The 18955-nt window shown below is 35.6% G+C and carries 9 protein-coding genes; 3 read left to right on the top strand and 6 right to left on the bottom strand.

The window, feature by feature from the left end:
- Window positions 1–217: 217 nt before the first annotated feature.
- The 3 genes from GKZ88_RS10710 to GKZ88_RS10700 all read right to left on the bottom strand — a co-directional run bounded on the left by GKZ88_RS10710 (window position 218) and on the right by GKZ88_RS10700 (window position 7971).
- Window positions 218–2065 carry a rhamnogalacturonan lyase gene (locus tag GKZ88_RS10710; protein ID WP_155102370.1) on the bottom strand — a complete coding sequence of 616 codons (1848 nt, stop codon included), beginning with the start codon at window positions 2063–2065 and terminating at the stop codon, window positions 218–220.
- 186 nt (window positions 2066–2251) lie between these two features.
- The gene (locus GKZ88_RS10705; protein WP_155102369.1) at window positions 2252–4378 is read right to left on the bottom strand and encodes a hypothetical protein; all 2127 of its coding nucleotides are present in this window, start codon (window positions 4376–4378) and stop codon (window positions 2252–2254) included.
- A 185-nt stretch (window positions 4379–4563) separates the two neighbouring features.
- On the bottom strand, window positions 4564–7971 hold the full coding sequence (locus GKZ88_RS10700) for a DUF4450 domain-containing protein (RefSeq protein ID WP_155102368.1): 3408 nt from the start codon (window positions 7969–7971) through the stop codon (window positions 4564–4566).
- 253 nt (window positions 7972–8224) lie between these two features.
- Between GKZ88_RS10700 and GKZ88_RS10695 the strand changes: the two genes are divergently transcribed.
- From GKZ88_RS10695 to GKZ88_RS10685, 3 genes are all read left to right on the top strand, one after another.
- Window positions 8225–9601: a rhamnogalacturonan acetylesterase gene (locus GKZ88_RS10695; RefSeq protein WP_155102367.1), complete on the top strand. Its 1377-nt coding sequence runs from the start codon at window positions 8225–8227 to the stop codon at window positions 9599–9601.
- Window positions 9602–9622: 21 nt separating this feature from the next.
- Complete coding sequence (locus GKZ88_RS10690) at window positions 9623–12490, top strand: glycoside hydrolase family 2 TIM barrel-domain containing protein (RefSeq protein ID WP_155102366.1); 2868 nt, start codon at window positions 9623–9625, stop codon at window positions 12488–12490.
- Window positions 12491–12736: 246 nt separating this feature from the next.
- Complete coding sequence (locus GKZ88_RS10685) at window positions 12737–14245, top strand: rhamnogalacturonan acetylesterase (protein WP_155102365.1); 1509 nt, start codon at window positions 12737–12739, stop codon at window positions 14243–14245.
- 199 nt (window positions 14246–14444) lie between these two features.
- Here GKZ88_RS10685 and GKZ88_RS10680 read toward each other — a convergent pair whose 3' ends face one another.
- The 3 genes from GKZ88_RS10680 to GKZ88_RS10670 all read right to left on the bottom strand — a co-directional run bounded on the left by GKZ88_RS10680 (window position 14445) and on the right by GKZ88_RS10670 (window position 18942).
- On the bottom strand, window positions 14445–14621 hold the full coding sequence (locus GKZ88_RS10680) for a histone H1 (protein ID WP_029272605.1): 177 nt from the start codon (window positions 14619–14621) through the stop codon (window positions 14445–14447).
- A gap of 223 nt (window positions 14622–14844) precedes the next feature.
- Complete coding sequence (locus GKZ88_RS10675) at window positions 14845–17286, bottom strand: glycosyl hydrolase 115 family protein (protein WP_155102364.1); 2442 nt, start codon at window positions 17284–17286, stop codon at window positions 14845–14847.
- Between the two features lie 327 nt (window positions 17287–17613).
- The gene (locus tag GKZ88_RS10670) at window positions 17614–18942 is read right to left on the bottom strand and encodes a glycosyl hydrolase family 28 protein (protein WP_155102363.1); all 1329 of its coding nucleotides are present in this window, start codon (window positions 18940–18942) and stop codon (window positions 17614–17616) included.
- Window positions 18943–18955: the final 13 nt, after the last annotated feature.

Raw genomic sequence — 18955 nt, 5'->3', positions numbered from 1 at the left:
CGGAGTTCCTTGTGTGATCCTTCCTCCGTCAGGATGACAAAATTGTGGATAATCGTTGGTCTAACCTTTTAAGTTTTTTTCAAAGTTTATTATTTATCACAAATCATACGTTCACAAAAATAAGAAAGACGCACTGCTGTGCGTCTCTACGATAAAACCTCTTGTAAAAAAAACCTTAGAACCTTAGCATCTTAGAATCTTAGCATCTAAAAGAAACCTATTTCTTAACCACCAAAGAAATATTCGGTTTAGGCGCTGGTTTCATTCCTGATCCCATATAAAAACTCGTATGAGGAGGCTGATTATAACCTACATTTTGCCATGCAATACTCAATCTGTATTGTGGATCGTGCATTAAAGTATATTGTCTTACATTCGTTGGAATTGTTGTCGAGTAAATTCGCAACTCTTTATTGTCTTCTGATCTTAAAATCAGTTCTTCACGCCAATCACCTAGAATATCCGCAGAAAGCGCCGGTGTCGATTTTGTGCCGTTATTTGAAACTGCACCTGTCGCTGTAAACAATCTTCCTTTATTGTATTTATCAATATGATTTGAATCTAATAATTCTCTAGAAGTATCGCCATCCCAATAAATTAAAAAGTTAATAGAGCCTGGTGCTTTTCCAACAACTTTTCCTTTCATATCATATAAATCAGGAGAACCTGAATACCAAAACTGCGCTCCTCTTAATTCAGGATCGATATTATCTGCAACACCTCTTCCAACATCTTCATTTATAGAACCTGCAAATAAAACTTTTCCATCTTTTGCAGCAAAAACGGTAGCTCCTGGACCTGTTGTACCATTTTCAATTTCATGAATTCCAAAGACTTCAAGACCTGGAAGATCAAGATCTAAATCAGAAACATGAATAGCATCTCCGTGTCTGAAACCCGTTGTATATAAACCTTTTCCGTTATCATCAACACACATTGATCCGTAGATTATTTCATCTTTCCCGTCATTATCCACATCAGCAACGGTAAGATTATGATTTCCCATTCCAGAATACGGATTTTCAGAATCTTTACTGTCAAAAACCCATCTTGAAGTCAGTTTTCCGTTTTTAAAATCCCAAGCAGCTAAAACCGTTCTTCCATAATAACCACGGCACATCACCACACTTGGATGCACGCCGTCTAAATAGGCAACACAAGCTGTAAAACGATCAATTCTATTTCCTTTTGTGTCGTTTCCTCCGCTTCCGCCATGTCCGCCCCAACCGGCAAGATCACCTCTTTCAGCAATATAATCAACTGTTGTAACAAGCTTTCCAGTTCTTCCGTCAAAAACAGAAAGATATTCTGGTCCTTTCAATATTTTTCCGAAAGTCCCTGAATTTGGATCACGGTCAACCCAATCTTTTGAAGCATCTCCAACAACATTATTCTGACTATCCGTTGTTCCATCAGCCGTTTTACAAACCAATTCCGCAATTCTGTCTCCATCTAAATCATACACCATAAACTGCGTATAATGTGCGCCTTCGCGAATGTTCTTGCCTAAACTAATCTGCCATAAAAATTTCCCTTCCAAAGTATAAGCCTGAAATATAGGGGGATCTGTGATTCCTGTATGTGAATTGTCATGGCCTTTTCCGGTCATATGTACAATCAAATCGTATTTTCCGTCCCCATCTAAATCTCCAACCGAAAGATCATTTGCAGTATACCCTTCAATTGGCTTTAATACAATTGACAAATAATCTTTATCAGGACTTGAAGCGGGAATTGTAAAACTGCCTTTGGCGTCGGATTCTTTTCCTTTTAAAACTGTTTTTACAAACCAAGTGTTTTCTTCTTGAGCATTTGCTTTTGTATCTAAAAAATTAGTCGCCCCAGAAATTGGCTTGTCATTTAATTTGACTGCTTTTTTAGAACCGCTTTTTCGGTACAAATTAAAAGCAAGATTATCAGGATCAGTTCCTAAAACGCGCCAGCCTACAAAAAACTGACCTTTGTCTTTTATGGCAATAATGCCTCTATCGAGGTTTTCCATTTGCCTTTGTGCAAACAAGGAAACCGATAAAAGCAATAATAGTAATAGAATTTTATTTTTCATGATTAGTTATTTTTTATTTTGGATTGTTATTGGGCCACTGATGACACGGGTTTTAACGGGTTGACACTGATTGTTTTTGTTTTCTTGTAATTCCAATTCCAAGATTTTATACAATTAAAAAAAAAATCCGTCATAATCCGTATTTTCGCGATAGCGAATCCATATCATCGGTGTACTATTTTTAGCCTAAAACATTTTTTGGAATCCTTCGCTTTGCACTTTCCAAGTCCCATCTTTCGGGAAACCAGGATTTTCTTCTGTCGTTCCGTCCCAGCCTGCGCACATCATCGCAACGGCAGTTAATAACCCGCCATTTCCTGGAAGATATAATGTTAATCTTTCGGCCTGATAATTATGTCCGTTTTTTAAATAGGTGTTCGTTGTCACATTCATGAACAAAGCATCAATTGCTTTTTCTGGCATGTTTAATCGTGCAGCAGACATTGCTGTCATTGGGAAATCCCAACCCCAAGTTTTGTCCCAAGACCATGTTTTCCAAACCAAATCAAACGTGTTTTTCATTATTTTTTTATCCAATAAAGAAGTTTCAGGAAGCATTCCGAAAGTTCCTAAAACTGAAGGATGATCGGTTTTGAATTCTGGATTTGTATACGAATCTGTTGCGCTTTCTGTTGCTAAATAAACATCACCAGAAACTGGAAGTTTGGATAATTTAGCCAAAACTTTTTCCCATTTTTCAGGCACATTTTGATTCAAACCATGTTTCCATGAAATTGCCGTTTTTAATGCCCAATTCCAATAAGTCAACTCATAAGTTGGATTAAAAGTTTCCATTGCCTTAAAGCGTTCCTGTGCTGGAATTACACCCGGGCCTAAAACATAACGATCGTTTTTAGCATCATAATTTGCAAACGAAGCCATAAAATCGGCGGTTGCAAAAACGCGTTCGCTGTATAGTTTCAAGGTTGCGGCTGTTGGTTTTGCACGGTAAATTAAATCGGCATAAGTTATAAAATGTGGTTGTTGCCAAATTAGAAATGAACCTACAGATGACGGACTTTCATTTCCATCCGGATCTGTCATTTTTTGCCATCTTGCACCTTCAAAACCTTGTCTTTTGGCAATATTTTTTGCTTTATCAAAAACTTTTTGATACCACGGAAGACTTTTTTCTAGCAATTCTGATCGGTTCCAAAGGGCGAAATGAACACCATGCCACCAATGCATTTCTAAGTGCGGTTTTCCGTACCAGCTGTTGTAAGTCAAACCGGTTTCTTGAGGCGGCACTTTTCCTGTACATTGTACTTTTGTTAAATACTGCGAAAGAATTACTCTTCGCTCTAATTCTTTAGCTCTTGGATCAGTACTTCCTGAAAAATCAACTGCAGCACCGCTTAGCCAAAATTGCTCCCAGCCTTTTATACTGCTGTTCTGAATAGTTTCAAAAGAAGAATTTTCCGTTTTATTAGCTGCCAAAGCAAAAAGACAACTTAATTCTAATGTATTTGTATTTGACGCTTCAACCACAAAATAATGATCTCCAGCTTTTTTAATTTGTGCATTTCCTTTCCACATTAAATCAACGTTGTATGAAATACTGTCCATAACATGTGTTACAACAGCTTCTGTTTTTGATTTTTGTTTTAAGGTACTTGTATAATTTTGTGTTCCTTCATATTTAGTTCCAAAATCTGCCCAATCTCCAGTTGGAAATGGAATTCTCAAACTGATTTTCAAGCGTTTTTGCTGTAATAAATCGGATTTTACTTTTACACCAATTGCATCTTTTTCTTGGTGAGAAGCTGTCAATACAGTCACAGGAATTCCTTCAACTTCAAAATAACTTTCAATTTCTCCCGTCCACAAATTCAGTTTTTGAGAAATCGATTTAATATCTGATGGTTTTGCCTGACTTCCATCTTTCTTCAAAATTTCAAAACCTAAATTCCCCAATTGCACTAAATGCGGATTCTGTCTGAACCAATTTATGGCATCGACTTTCCTTTTAGGTTCTTTAATCTGAACAGTATACGAAATATTCCTTCCGTATTGCTGATAATCCTTTAAAGTCTCAGAAAACTTAAAATTCTCTGTATTTTTATAACTGTCCCATCCCCACTCCGACTCGGTTCCCAACGGAATTCCGTTTTGATATGTTTTCGGAAAAGTCTGTAGTCCTGTCGCATCAACAGTAAAAGCAAAAGCACCGTTTCCAACAGTCAAAGAAGCCAAAGTATCAATAGCCGTAATTTGAACGTTGTGGCGATTTACTAATGCTTTTCGATCGATTTTCTGTTGTGCCGATAACGAAATCACAAATAGAAATAAAGCAATTATTTGATATTTTTTCATTTGGTTATTTTTTTTGTTTCAGGTTTCAGGTTCAAAACGGCTTCGACTTCGCTCAGCCTGACAAAAGGAAAGAGAATCTTTTAGAATCAGCTGTCATCCTGAGCGAAGTCGAAGGCTCGCTTTACATTTAACTTCTTACATTTCACAATTATATAATTATCAAATTGACACATTTTCTAATTATCTCATTCTCTAATTAAAGTAACACTTATCAAACCAATCACCACATCATTAGCAATTGTTTTAAGTGTCAGGCTTTTTAATGTTTTATTTTTATCCAATGGCAAATCCAGAATTGTTCCTGCACCGCCGTCAACGCCATAATTGGTAAATCCTTTTATAACAGTAAAATCTTTAAAATCTCTCGAAATTTCTCCAGTTTTTAAATAAACTCTTGGCGGTTTTGGAGCATCGGTTGTAAAAGCTAAACCATCTATGAAATAATCCTGTTCGATTGGCCACCAATTTTCTGGATTTTTCAATGCTAAAATTTCAGAAGTTCTGTCGCTGTAATTTATTGTAATTTCTCCGTTTGTGATTCGGCTTTGCATTGGGTTTGTCGTTCCGGCCAGCATAAAATAAGCGTGTGAAGCTTTTCCGTCAAGCGGAATATCAATGCTTTTCGGATAATTATCCCACATCGAAGTAAAGATGATATTCTTCTGATTTTCCTCTGAAGGCGTTTTGAACGGAATTCCATTTGATGTTTTAATTTCTCCTGTTTGTTTGGCTTTTTCGCGTAAACCTTTGTCATCAATTTTGACCGAAATATTTGGGTAACACCAATTTCCAATTCCTTGTTTTGGAAGCTGTAAAGTCACCGTCTGCGGTCTTGGAGACAAATATTCATTTGTAAAAATGTCTGTAACTTTTGCATTGAAATAAGAAGAAAGCGAAATGGTTTCTGCGCGTTGTGATTTATCCAAAGGAAGATCCCAATTAGTAACTTTTTCAGTTTCTTTCTTGCTTTTTAAAGTAAATTCAATCGGTTTCCACCAAGAAAAATCGCCTTGTTTTAATTGGATGAAAAAGGTTTTATTTCCCTCGCCATTTACAGTTGATTGAAAAGTTCGTTCTGATTTTACAATTTCGCCCAAAACCGCCTGCGGATCATAAACGGAAACAATTTCTCCTTTTCCAATAAGAATATTTAAAGCATCTCCAGAATTGTATGAATCTTTAGTAATCATTGTTGCCAAAGTGCCACTTTTCCAATTAACAACTACATCATAAATTGCATTATAAGGAACTTCAATACCGATTTTTGGATTTCCAATACTTTCGGGAATTACTTTCCATGAAACACTTTTGCCGTTTACTTTAATACTTTCAATTCCGTCATAATAGGCATTCAGAATCAAATTCAAATTCATTTTTGATGCAAAACGATTTTCAACATGATAACTATCTTTTCTATTATCTCTATTATAAGAAATCGAAACATCTGGAACTTCTAAAGAAGCTTCTTCCCACTCTTTAGGAAAACCAGGCTGAATCGTCAAAACTTCTGCAACCGCATCAGGCTTAATTCCGAAAAGTCCTTCGACCAAAGTTCGTGATGCCATTCCGATTGGGTCAGCAAAATCACGATACAATTCGCCACGCATTTTATCCTGATACAAAAGCTGTTCAAAACCACCTGGAGAAGCGCCCAAATACATACTTTCAATCAAAACACTTTCCCACATTTTAAATGCTTTTTCCGATTGTCCGCCTTGCCAAAAAGCCAATGAAGTATGTAATTGTTCGGCCAAAGCCACATTATTTATGGACCAAGTATACGGTTGCCAATTTGTGGTACTAATTACATAAAGGTCTTTTTTATCCAAACCATCAGCTGTAATTGGAATATGAGGAATCTGATTATTTACATAATTCAGCATTTGATAACTCTCAAAAGGATTTGACAATTCTGAATCTATCGTAGGATAAATGCTCCAAATTCCCGGAGAATCATGTAATAATCGGTTTCCTAAAGCATCTTTATATTCAGCAAAAATTCCTTTCTTAGAAATCCAAAGTTGATTGTTTGAAGCTTTTAAAATTTTCTCCGCTTCCTTTTCATAAGGAGTTGGATCTTTTTGAATTTTTCTTGCCAATTCAGCAACCGTTTTATTCGCATAATAATTATATGCCGAGGAATGAATTACGGCACCACCACTATATTGCAAAGCATCACTTGCCCAAATTGTGGCATAAGCATCAAAAAGTCCGTCGTTATCTGGATCAAAGTTTCTTTTTTCCCAATTCAAATGTCTTTCTATTGTGGACCACATTTCTTTCAAAAAAGCAAGATCTCCCGTCCATTTAAAATGACGCAGCATTTGATCAATAAAAACCAAATTCATATCGTAATGATGCGCAACTGTATTTTTATTTGGATTTCGGCTGATATAACCGCTACTGAACATTGAAGTTCCAAGTTCTTCTTTCTGACGCGCCAGATTTCTTTCTTCATCCAAAACAATCGGACCGCTTTCTGGCGAAGTTACTTGCGAATTACTGTAACTTGTAAAATGTGTTTTTGCTCGATCATGCCATCCTAATGGATCTGCAGTATACGCACCGCGCCATGCATTCAGGTACATTCTCCACGCAATTGCGCCATGAAGATAAGCTGGGTTTTCCCAAATTCCATCAGAAGCAATTGAAAGGGCGAAACCTAAATTATTGATGTAAAGATCGGGTGTTTTGACTTTAACTCGATTCGCTAAAACCTGCGTTTCCTGAACCGATTTTTCATAAAGCTGCGCAATTTCTTTTTGAGAAACAGCTGTTTTTATTTCTTCTGGAGAAAACAGCCAATAAATGGCTTTTTCAGAAATAGTATTGGTTTTTCCAGAAATAACCGGCAAATTGTCTGCATTTGAATTGTACAATTCTAAAGGTGAATTTTGATTTTTTGCATTTGCCAAAAGCGCTTTCGATTCGGGAAAAAATCCAGTTACACTTTTATTGTTTCCTGTTTTCTGTTTGTTGCTTTCAGAACCATATTCCAATAAAAAAGATTGTTTTTGCAAAGTATATTTATTACCAAGACAATAATCAGGCTGTAAATAAAATACAGATTCCGGATCAGCGCCAATATCGCCGTCACGACTAAATTTCTTTCCTGTCGCTCCGCCAAAAGCCCAAATAATATTTACATTTTTAGAAACTCCATTTCCATAAACTTTTACAATAAAACCTTCTTTTTCTTTTAAAGCGACAACATCAACAAATAATTTTCCCTTTCCTAAAACAGCATCTTCAATTGTATAATGCATTGTGCCTAAGACATAACGCGTATCAATTTTAGAAGCTTCGGTAATCCATTTACTGTCTTTTCCATTTACAATTCCGAGTTTAAAATTTCCTCCCATTCCCGGCATATACATGGCAAGTTCAGGCAAATCGCCCGTTTCTACTCTAAATCCGGTATTTGAGCCGTATAATGCTCGATTGAATTTTCGGGTTCCATTTTTTAAAACAAAACTGTTTTCTTCTGGCGCATAATGAAGTTTGCGTGCTCCTTTATTTTGTCCAAAACTTAAGATTGGAAATAAAAAAAGCAAACTTAAAAGCGTTGTAAAAGAATATTTTTTTGTTTTCATAAAGCAGTAAAAATGGCAAAATCTAAATAAGAATTAAATAAAATTAAAATCGCTTTTTTTTATCAATTCAATAATTATGATGCAATTTCTTTGTTTTTTTGTGGTATACTATCCTGTACCTACCTGATTTACGAAATATAAAAAGTATATTAATTTTCAGCATTTTTAAATTCTTTTTAACATCATAGTACAGGATACTATATCAAAAATGAACCATTAAGTTTGAAAATAAAAAAATTAAAATCTCAAAAAATTGGTAAAAATCAGTACTTTCTTATCGATGGTTATTTGTTTGGCAATGCCAAATCAGTTCTTTGCTATGCATTCTAATCTGCTTGTCAAAAATGCTGTTTATTCTTCTTCAGAAAACAAAAATGACAGCGTAAAAAATAATGCAGCATCACAGCTTTTTGTCTTTGGAAATTCGGCAAAAAACAAAAAAAACACTTTAATAAACAATGCATTAGTTTACGATGATACAAAAGGTTTTGGCTTTGATTTTAATTCGGCTTCGAATGTAAAAATCAATGCAAATTCTTTCTCAATTACAAAACCTGCTTATTTTTCAATTGCCGTTCCGGAAGGAAATTACCAAGTTGAAGTTACTATAGGAAGTGCCGAAAAAGATTCAAAAGTGACTATAAAAGCAGAATCGCGACGATTAATGTTAAATGAATTTGCGGTAAAAAAAGGACAAAAAATCACTCAGACTTTTAATGTTAATGTCCGAAATATCAAAATAGATGATCAGACCAATATCTCTTTAAAAGATCGTGAAAAAGAAATTTTAAACTGGGATCATAAATTGACGCTTGAATTTCTTGGAGAAGTTTCAATCCAAAGCATTAAAATAACTCGAAAAGATAATTTGACTGTCGTTTATCTTGCCGGAGATTCAACCGTTACAGATCAAGATGTGGAACCTTGGGCGTCTTGGGGACAGTTTATTACCAATTATTTTGATCAAAATATTGTGGTTGCAAATTATGCTTATTCTGGTTCATCGTTAAGTTCGTTTAAAGGTGCAAATCGTTTGAAAAAAATACTTTCTGAAATCAAAAAAGGAGATTATTTATTTGTGGAATTTGGCCATAATGACGAAAAAATAAAAGGTGAAGGAAATGGAGCTTTTGGATCGTATTCTACTTTATTAACTGAATTTGTAAATTCGGCTAAAGAAAAAGGCGCAATTCCGGTTTTGGTGACACCAACACAGCGCCGTTTTTTCAATGAAAATGGAACTTTAAAAGAAACACACGGCGAATTTCCAGCTGCAATGCGAGCAGTAGCACAAAAAAACAATATCGCTTTAATCGATGTTACAAAAATGACAACCGAATTGTACGAAACTTGGGGCGACGAACCTTCTAGAAAAGCTTTTGTACAATATCCTGCCAATACTTTTCCGGGACAGGAAAAAGCATTAGATGACAATACTCATTTTAATGGATTTGGAGCCAACGAAATTGCCTTTTGCGTTTTGAAGGGAATTCGCGAACTTGATATTCCGTTAAAAAAACACATCAAAAAAGAAACACCAGATTATAATCCGAAGAAACCAAATTTCATTTCAAGCTGGACTCTGCCTATGAGTGCCCGATTTGAAATTGTTAAACCAGATGGCAATTAACCATCAAAGAATTACTTTACTATGCTACTAAAAAACACTATCCAAAATCTCTCTATTCTTGCATTTTCGCTTTTTCTGACCCAAAACAGCAATGCACAACAAACCGATAAAGTTTATCTTTCAGGAAAAGATTTTGAACATCCTGTGCAATGGGATTTTTATTGCACTGATGGAAACAACAGTAAAACTTGGTCTAAAATAAATGTGCCTTCGCAATGGGAATTAGAAGGTTTTGGCGAATATACTTATGGCCGCTGGTACAAAGAATTGAACCAAAAAGAGCCAAGCAAAGAAGAAGGTTTATACAAATATGAATTTGAAGTTCCTGCCAATTATAAAGATAAAGACGTTTTAATTGCTTTTGGCGGTGCGATGACGGATACCGAAGTAAAAGTAAATGGAAAACTGGCTGGAGCGATTCATCAAGGCGGTTTTTATGAGTTCAAATATGATATTTCTTCTTTATTGAAATATGGTGCAAAAAACACTTTAGAAGTTCACGTTTGGAAACAATCAGCAAATAAATCGGTAAATGCTGCAGAAAGAAGAGCGGACTGGTGGCTTTTTGGTGGCATTTATCGTCCGGTTTGGTTAGAAGTTTCACCAAAAACACATATTGAAAATATTGCTGTAAATCCGAAAATGGACGGGTCAATTACAGTTGATGTTAATCTTAAAAATGTTTCTAAAAATGCAACTTTAGAAGCCACTTTAAAAGGTTTAAACGGAGAAAATTTCCAGACTTTTACTTTTCCGCTTAAAGCGAAATCTACCAAAGAAACTATTACTGCACAATGGAAAAACATTAAACCTTGGAATCCTGAAAATCCAAATTTATATGAGTTGCAGCTTGTTTTAAAACAAAACGGAACTGCAGTTCATCAATATGACAAACGAATTGGTTTCAGAACTTTAGAATTTAAAAAGCAAGACGGAATTTATCTTAATGGTACAAAAATCATTATGAAAGGAATTAACCGTCACTCGTTTTGGCCGGAAGGCGGAAGAAGTACCAGCAAACGCATCAGCGAACTGGACGGAAAATTAATTAAAGATATGAATATGAATGCCGTTCGTGGGCATTATCCTCCAGATACACACTTTTTAGAAGTTTGTGATTCGCTTGGTCTTTTTGTTTTGAACGAATTGGCAGGCTGGCAAAACTCTTATGATACCGAAACTGGGAAAAAATTAGCAACTGAAATGATTACGCGCGATGTCAACCATGCGTCTGTGATTATTTGGGATAATGGAAATGAAGGCGGATGGAATTATGATACGGATAAAGTCTTCGCAGATCTTGATCCTCAAAAAAGAATTGTGATTCATCCTTGGGCTGATTTTAATGGCTGGGACACGCACCACTACCCGACTTACTTGACAGGAATGCATCGTTTTAACGCAGGAGAAAATGTATTTTTCCCAACCGAATTTATGCATGGAACTTATGATAACGGGCATGGAGCTGCTTTAGAAGATTTCTGGAACCGTTATAAAGAAAGTCCGCTTTTTGCAGGAGGATTTATGTGGGCGATGTTGGACGAAGCTGTTTTTCGCTCTGATTGGAAAGGAGATGCAAAATTCGACTCAAAAGGTTCTTTAGCCGCAGACGGAATTTTAGGTCCGCACCGTGAAAGAGAAGGAAGTTATTATACGGTAAAAGAAGTTTGGGCGCCAATTCAGTTTCAACCAAAACAAGTTACAGAAGGTTTTGACGGTTCTTTTTTAATCAAAAACGACTATCTTTTCAGTAATTTGAATACTTGCAAAATGGAATTCAAAGTATTACAATCAGATAAAAATGTGCTTTATACGACTGGAACTGCCAAAGAAATAAGCGGAGGAAAAATCGAAATTCCAAGTACTGAACCGGGAGAAACACGCAAAATTCAGTTTGCTGTTCCGAATAATTTTGCTGAAGGCGATGTTTTATCAATTTCGGCTTATGATCAGTTTGGAAAAGAAATTTATACTTGGACATGGCCTATTCACAAAGCTTTATTTTATGCCAATAAATTTTTAGCGGTTCAAAACACAAAAGCAAAGGCATCGGCTGTTAAAACTGGAACTGAAGTTACTTTAAAAGGAGGCGATGTTACGGTTGTTTTAAGTTTAGAAAACGGAGAAATTACATCGGTTAAAAATGCAACAGCAACAATTCCGTTAACAAATGGCCCGCGCCCTATTGGGATGAAAGCTAAATTGAAAGACATTCAGGTTTCTCAGGAAGGTGACAAAGCGGTTTGTACGGCTTCTTACGTTGGCGGAATCTCTTCTATCAAATGGATTATGGAACCAGACGGAAGATTTAAAATGGAAATGATTGTTTTGAAAAACGAAAGAGCAAACGGTGCAGACGGATTCGACGGTGCTTTTTTCGAGGATAAAATCAATTCATTCGGAATTACGTTCAGTTTTCCTGAAAAAGAAGTTACCGGAATCAAATGGTTTGGAAGAGGTCCTTACCACGTTTGGAAAAACAGAATTAAAGGAACAACATACGGAATTTGGGAGAAAGCTTATAACAATACGATTACAGGAGAGAGTTTTGAAAATCTAGTTTATCCAGAATTTAAAGGTTATCATGCTAATTTATTGGGAGCAAATTTAAAAGCAGGCGCTTCATCGTTTAAAGTTTTCAGCGAATCTGATAATTTATTCTTGAGATTATTTACGCCTGATTTGCCTAAAAATGGTTTCCCAGGAAGTAATCCACAGCCTGCATTTCCAGAAGGTGATATTTCATTTATGTATGAAATTCCAGCGATGAGAGATTTTAAACCTTTAGAACAACAAGGCCCACAAAGCCAGCCAACAAACATCAGAATTAAAAGCGGTGACGACGGAATTAAGATGAATTTGTGGTTTGATTTTAGAGATAAGATTTAAGTTTCAGGTTTCAAGTTTCAAGTTTCAAGTTTCAAGTTTCAGGTTTCAAGTTGAAATGCGGTGATTTAACCGCAAAGTTCGCAAGGTTTTTTTGCAACTCGAGATTTAACCGCAAAGAAAAGTTCGCAAAGCTTTGTGTTGATAAAGCTTTGCGAACTTAACTCAGCGTTTTGTAAACATAATAGAGGATAAAAAAACCTTGCGAACTTTGCGGTAAAAACACACACACTATTCACAATTCAAAATATGAAAACATTTAAAATATTTTCTGCCTTACTTTTAGCAGTATTATTTTTCAATTTTACTTCAAAAAAAGACGACAAACCAACCGTCTATATGGTTGGTGATTCAACCGTGAAAAACGGCAAAGGTGATGGCACTAGCGGACTTTGGGGCTGGGGAGATTATATTGGCCAGTTTTTAGATACTACCAAAGTTAATATCGAAAACCATGCTTTGGGCGGGACGAGCAGTCGCACTTTTCAGGATAAAGGTTTATGGATTGAAGTTTTAAATAAACTTAAAAAGGGCGATTATGTATTAATCCAATTTGGACATAATGACGACGGGCCTTTAAACGACACCCTTCGTGCGCGTGGCACAATCAAAGGAATTGGAAATGAAACCCAGGAAATAGACAATCTATTGACCAAAAAGCACGAAACCGTGCACAGCTACGGCTGGTACATTCAGAAAGTAGTTCGCGAAGCAAAATCAAAAGGAGCCATTCCGATAATTTGTTCGCCAATTCCGAGAAACGACTGGAAGGAAGGAAAAGTTCCAAGAAACAAAAAATCATACGGTTTATGGGCCAAACAAATTGCTGAAAAGGAAAAAGTTACTTTCATCAATTTGAATGAAAAAATGGCTGTAGAAATGGAGAAATTCGGCGAAGCAAAAGTAACCGGAACTTATTTCTACAAAAAAGATCATACCCATACTTCAGCAAAAGGTGCAGTCCTTTCGGCTTCGGTTATTATTAATGAATTGAAAACGAGCAAAAATTCTTTAAAAAATTACATTTTAGCGAATCCAAAAATTGTGCTTCCGCCAAAGAAAAAAGTTTTTTTAATAGGCGATTCGACCATGGCCAATAACAACAATAATCCTGATGCAGTTGGCTGGGGAGTTCCATTTCCACAATATTGTGATACAACGAGAATTGAAGTAATCAATAAAGCGAGAGGCGGACGAAGCACCAGAACTTTTGTGTACGAAGGCCTTTGGGACGAAGTAAAAAACCAATTACAGCCTGGAAATTTCGTTATTATTCAATTTGGTCATAATGATGCTGGCGATATTGATAAAGAGAAATTCAGAGGTTCCTTAAAAGGAAACGGCGATGAAACACAAGAAGTAACACGCCCAGACGGCTCAAAAGAAATCGTACACACTTTTGGGTGGTATATGGAGAAATTCATCAGAGAAGCCAAAGAAAAAGGTGCTATTCCGATTGTTTTAAGTCTGACGCCAAGAAACGAATGGCCAAATGACAAAGCGGAACGCAGAACGGATACTTATGTAATTTGGTCCAAAATTGCAGCCGAAAAAGAAAAAGTTCCTTTTATAGATCTAAATGATATTGTTGCTTTGAAATATGAGGCTTTAGGAAAAGAAAAAGTAAAACCATTTTTTCCAAAAGACCACACGCATACAGGCTTAGAAGGCGCAACTTTAAACGCATTGACGGTTGCAGAAAGTCTTAAGAAAATAAAAGACTGTAATTTGAAAGATTATATTGAAACTCCGAAGTAATTGTAAATTGTTAATTATTAATTATAAAATGTAACGAGCCTTCGACTTCGCTCAGGATGACAATGGTTTTCATAATAATTGTTCTGTCAGGCTGAGCGTCCCGAGACTTCGGGAGAAGCCAAAATCTGAGACTTTTCAAAAAAAAAAACCTCGTTTAAATTACTTAAACGAGGTTTTTGTTTTTGAAATACGAAGTGTATTATTTTTTTGATTCTTCGATAGAAACTTTTCTGAATTCTTTTAAAAGTTTTTCAATTTCTAAAGTAGCTTTTCTAGCTCTTGGTCCTGCAGCTTTGATACCTTTTTCAGTTAAAGATTCAGCTTCTGCTTTAAATGCGTCAATTTCGGCGTTGATTTTTACTAATAGATCTTTCATGCTTATACTTGTTAAATTAAGGCGCAAAAATAAATGTTTGCTCGAACTATAACGCACGTTTAGTGTTAAAATTATAACTGTTTTAGCTATTTGAGTTAATAATTATTTAACCTGTTTTCTTTAAATCTCTATATCAATGGATTACAAAAATTTACAAATCATTTTTTTTAAAATATTTTTTCTTTTTTAAAGCTGTTACTGCTTCATACTCATCATTTAATACTTATTTTAAGGGTATTTCGTAAGAACTTCCTTCACTTGAAAGGTAAATCGCCACCTGATCCAGTACAATACCTGTCTGGTTTACTTCAATCTTGATTTTATGTTTTCCTTTTTCCATTTTTAAAGCGGGAAGTTTTACAATTGCGCTGTTTCTCAAAACATTTTCTTTCCATGTTTTGTCACGGTCCTTGGTATTGGTTTTAAAAGATTGTGACGCGTTTCCATCCACCTGAATTCCCACTTCATGATCAAAATTATTGGCATGAGTTGGCAATATTCGCAGTTCAACTTCATATTCACCTGCATTTTGAATTTCAAATTCATAAACGACAGACGGTTTTACTTCTTTAAAATACTGCTGTTTTAAAGGAAATAAAGTAATCGCATTATTACTATAACCTAATCCGTTAATTGTTTTCCAATTGTAATTTTTAGAACCTTTTTGAGAAACAAATGCATTGGCCTGAATTGCAATTCTGTTCTTTGTTTCTTTTTGCTCTTTTTTAACTGATTCAGGCTTTTTAACCGAATCAAAAACAGGAAGATTTCTAGGATGCATCGACATCATTTTATTCCATTTTCCGTCGCTTAGTTTTGTATTGTAAAAATCTGTAAGTGCTTCAATTTTATGAAAAGCCTCTGATGCCAAAAGCTCATATTTTGCCTTTTCTTTTTCATCTGAAGCAATCGCAGCTAAGTTCCAATATAAAAACTTATGATTCATGTAAGCAGCTCCTTTTACAGGATAAACAGCCAATTGAAACCAAGCATCTTTTCGCTCTTGCGGAATAAATGCTGAAAGACTGTCTATTTTTTCAATAAGTGCATTGTAGGCTTTTATTCGGCTCCAAATTTCTTTTTCTGAAAAATCAGAAAGTTTTACCGGTGTCGTTGGTTCAGTCTGGCTCCAGCCCATGTATTCCGGTTTTCTGAGAAATGCCAAACGATAATATTCTTCAAAAACAGCACTTGCCTCGGCACTAATTTTAGGCGAAAATTCTCTTGAAGCCCAATCTTCTAAATGCTGATTAATTCCGTCATATTTTATGCTGTTGATGTTCCAAGCCATATCCAGAAAAAATTCTACGTCATATTCTGCCGGCTTTATATCGCCCACATTTACAATCCACATTTTTTTTGCGCCGTTTTGATAGGCTTTGTTCATTTCGTACCAAATCAAACCAGGCTGCATCGTACTCAGCCAAAGATAATCGTGCGGTCTTCCCCAATAACTGATGTGATAATAAACCCCGCTTCCTCCTGCTCTTTTTTGCTCGTCTTCATTGCTCAAACGACGAATGTATCCGTAATTATCATCGGGCCAGACTAAGGTAATATCACTCGGAACTTTAAGTCCGTTATCGTATAATTCCAAAACTTCTTTATACGGAACAAAAGCCTGAGGAATTTGTGCTAAAGGTTTTTTGAAGGTATTTGAAAGCATTTCGCGCTGGTTTACAATAATCTTTTCCACCATCGAAATCGATTCGTTCAAATCCTTCGCGCCTTCCATTTTACTGTCATGAACACCTCGCATTCCAAGCGTCATAATCGTTTCGTTCTGAGCCGATTTTAATTCATCTAAACGATCCTGCCAATATTTATCAACCTGGGTTTTATTCGTAAAATAATTGTAATCTCCGTAGATTTTTGGTTTCCATTCGTCGACATTATTTCGAAGCATGGGTTCAGCATGAGATGAACCAATCACGATATGATATTTTTGCGCCATTTCTTTATTTCCGGCAATTGTAAAAAATCCTTTTGTTGACGGATGCATGGCCGGCCAGATTGTATTGGCTTTTAATCGCAATAATAACTGAAATATTTTTTCGTATGTTTTTGGACCGATATCCCCGGTTTCTGGTTCAAATGTTTTGGCTGCCCAAGGCTGTAAGGCCCAATCTTCATCATTCAAAAAAATACCTCTGTATTGTACCGAAGGTGAAGAAATTATACTTTTCTCCGAAAGTTTTAAAGAAAGTCCTTCCTGTTTTATGGGATGAACATCTGCCCACCATTTCCAAGGCGAAATTCCGAGGCGTTCTGATATTTCGAAAATTGCATAAACAGTTCCTCGAACATCAGAACCGGCAATTACAAGATTATCATTTTCTTTTTTGATGGAAAATTTCTCCCATTGCTTAGAAAGTTCTTTTTGCTCTTTTCTAGTTTTAAACAATGCATCTGAAACTTCTCCAATATAAATTCCGTTTTTAGAAAATGAATTTGTCTGTAGTATTTCTGGTCGTTTTCCGGTTAATTCTTTGACATCATCTGCCAGTTCATTTACTGCCCAGAGAATTAAAGGATCTGTATTTTTATCGATGTAAATGTTTACTGCATGATTTGAATCAGCAATTAAAAAGTCAGTTGTGCTTTTACTTTGGCAGAAAACATTTATGGATGAAATCGAGAAAATTAATAGCAGTATTTTTTTCATTGTAATATTTTTTCGCCACGAAGGCTTTACACAGACTTGTCATCCTGAGTAACGAAGGATCTCACATGTAGCTCGACAAAGATTTGGGGGCTTCTATGAGGAATTTTTTAGTGTGATCCTTCGTTACTCAGGATGACAAAACAGAGAATTAAAACTATAAAAATCGACAAAAATGACGATTTAATTTGTAGAGCTGCTTGTGAGATCCTTCGTTCCTCGGAATGACAATATTGCATGGTTCGTTTCCATTGTGATAGTCGTTCCTTGGAATAAATACATGACGAAAAAACTTAGAATCTCAGAACCTTAGAAACTTAGAATCTTCCTCTACTCTACGACTTTCTTATTCACATAAACATTTTTAAAAGTCACTCCATTTATCAAGCTTTTATCAATATCAGCCTTATCAGATTCAATATTCAAGTTTTCGAAAGTAAAATTCGATAAACGCACATTTGGATCGTTTTCTACTTTATAAAACATTTCACATTTAAGATCAATATTTTTTAAAGTAACATTATCTCCATACGATAATGGAACATCAGGACGGCCTTTTAAATCAAAAAACTGTTTCCATGCTAAAATAGCCAGACCGTTTTTGGTTTGTCCTTTAATGTCTTCAACTCTAATAAACTCGTAAAGCTGCGGTGTATCTGGTCTCATTTTAAGATGCAGCAATATTGACGGTCCATCAACTTCGCAATTGCGCATAATTATATTTCGGTTATGAATCGCTTCACTTCCATTCGTTAATGCCGAATGACAATATCCAAATTTGCAGTCTTCAATAATAATATTGGTATTTGGTCCATTATTTTTATCCTGGTCTGCATAAGGTCCTTTACCTCCTTTTAGCGCTACGGCATCATCATTAACAGACATGTTAGAGCCTTTTATAAGTACGTTGCTGCAAATATCAAGATCAATCGCATCTGTACTTGGAGCATCGCCTTTTTTGTGAGGAGAATAAATGTAAGTATCCAGTATTTTTATATTATTACATTTATAAAAATGATTCGTCCAAAAACCTGAATTGATCAATTTTACATCCTGAAATTGTACGTTATTTGAATTCCATACAAAAACTAATCTTGGCCTAGAAACCTCAAGATTAGTACATTTTGGATTCTCCTTACGGCGTGCCCAGAAAGCATCCCAATATTTTCTTCCATTTCCGTTAATTGTTCCTTTTCCTGAAATTGAAAAATTATCAACACCATAAGCATTTACCAAAGCTGGGAAATAATCCAGATTTTGGCCTTCCATTCTTGACGGCATAATTGGGTAATTTGCTATATCATCAGAACCTTTTAAAACTCCGCCTTCGCTGACATACAAAGCTGTTTTTGGTTTAAAAAACAACGCACCGCTTAGGTAAACTCCTTTTGGAATTACGATTACGCCTCCGCCATTTGCTGCGGCCTTATCAATCACTTTCTGAATCGCAACAGTCTGTACTTTTGTACTGTCTTTGCTTACGCCAAAATCAGTAATCGTGTATTTTTTTCCTAAATCTTTTAATTGAAGTTTTGTATAGGTTTTAAACCAAACTGGAATTTCAGTTCCGTCTGGGAACTTGTCGTTGCTGTATTTTTGCGAAAATGAGCTTTGAGAAATTCCCAAAACACATAAAACCAAAGTGAAAAACTTTTTCATTGTAAGCTATTTT

The organism is Flavobacterium sp. LC2016-01, assembly GCF_009711135.1.
Classification (GTDB): Bacteria; Bacteroidota; Bacteroidia; order Flavobacteriales; family Flavobacteriaceae; genus Flavobacterium.
Note: the sequence above shows the minus strand (reverse complement) of the source record. Positions and strands in the feature narration are given on the sequence as shown.

What these genes read in the sequence shown, in the direction of transcription:
- GKZ88_RS10710 (WP_155102370.1), bottom strand. Translation starts at nt 2,065, where the DNA reads ATGAAAAATAAAATTCTATTACTATTATTGCTTTTATCGGTTTCCTTG.
- GKZ88_RS10705 (WP_155102369.1), bottom strand. Translation starts at nt 4,378, where the DNA reads ATGAAAAAATATCAAATAATTGCTTTATTTCTATTTGTGATTTCGTTA.
- GKZ88_RS10700 (WP_155102368.1), bottom strand. Translation starts at nt 7,971, where the DNA reads ATGAAAACAAAAAAATATTCTTTTACAACGCTTTTAAGTTTGCTTTTT.
- GKZ88_RS10690 (WP_155102366.1), top strand. Translation starts at nt 9,623, where the DNA reads ATGCTACTAAAAAACACTATCCAAAATCTCTCTATTCTTGCATTTTCG.
- GKZ88_RS10685 (WP_155102365.1), top strand. Translation starts at nt 12,737, where the DNA reads ATGAAAACATTTAAAATATTTTCTGCCTTACTTTTAGCAGTATTATTT.
- GKZ88_RS10680 (WP_029272605.1), bottom strand. Translation starts at nt 14,621, where the DNA reads ATGAAAGATCTATTAGTAAAAATCAACGCCGAAATTGACGCATTTAAA.
- GKZ88_RS10675 (WP_155102364.1), bottom strand. Translation starts at nt 17,286, where the DNA reads ATGAAAAAAATACTGCTATTAATTTTCTCGATTTCATCCATAAATGTT.
- GKZ88_RS10670 (WP_155102363.1), bottom strand. Translation starts at nt 18,942, where the DNA reads ATGAAAAAGTTTTTCACTTTGGTTTTATGTGTTTTGGGAATTTCTCAA.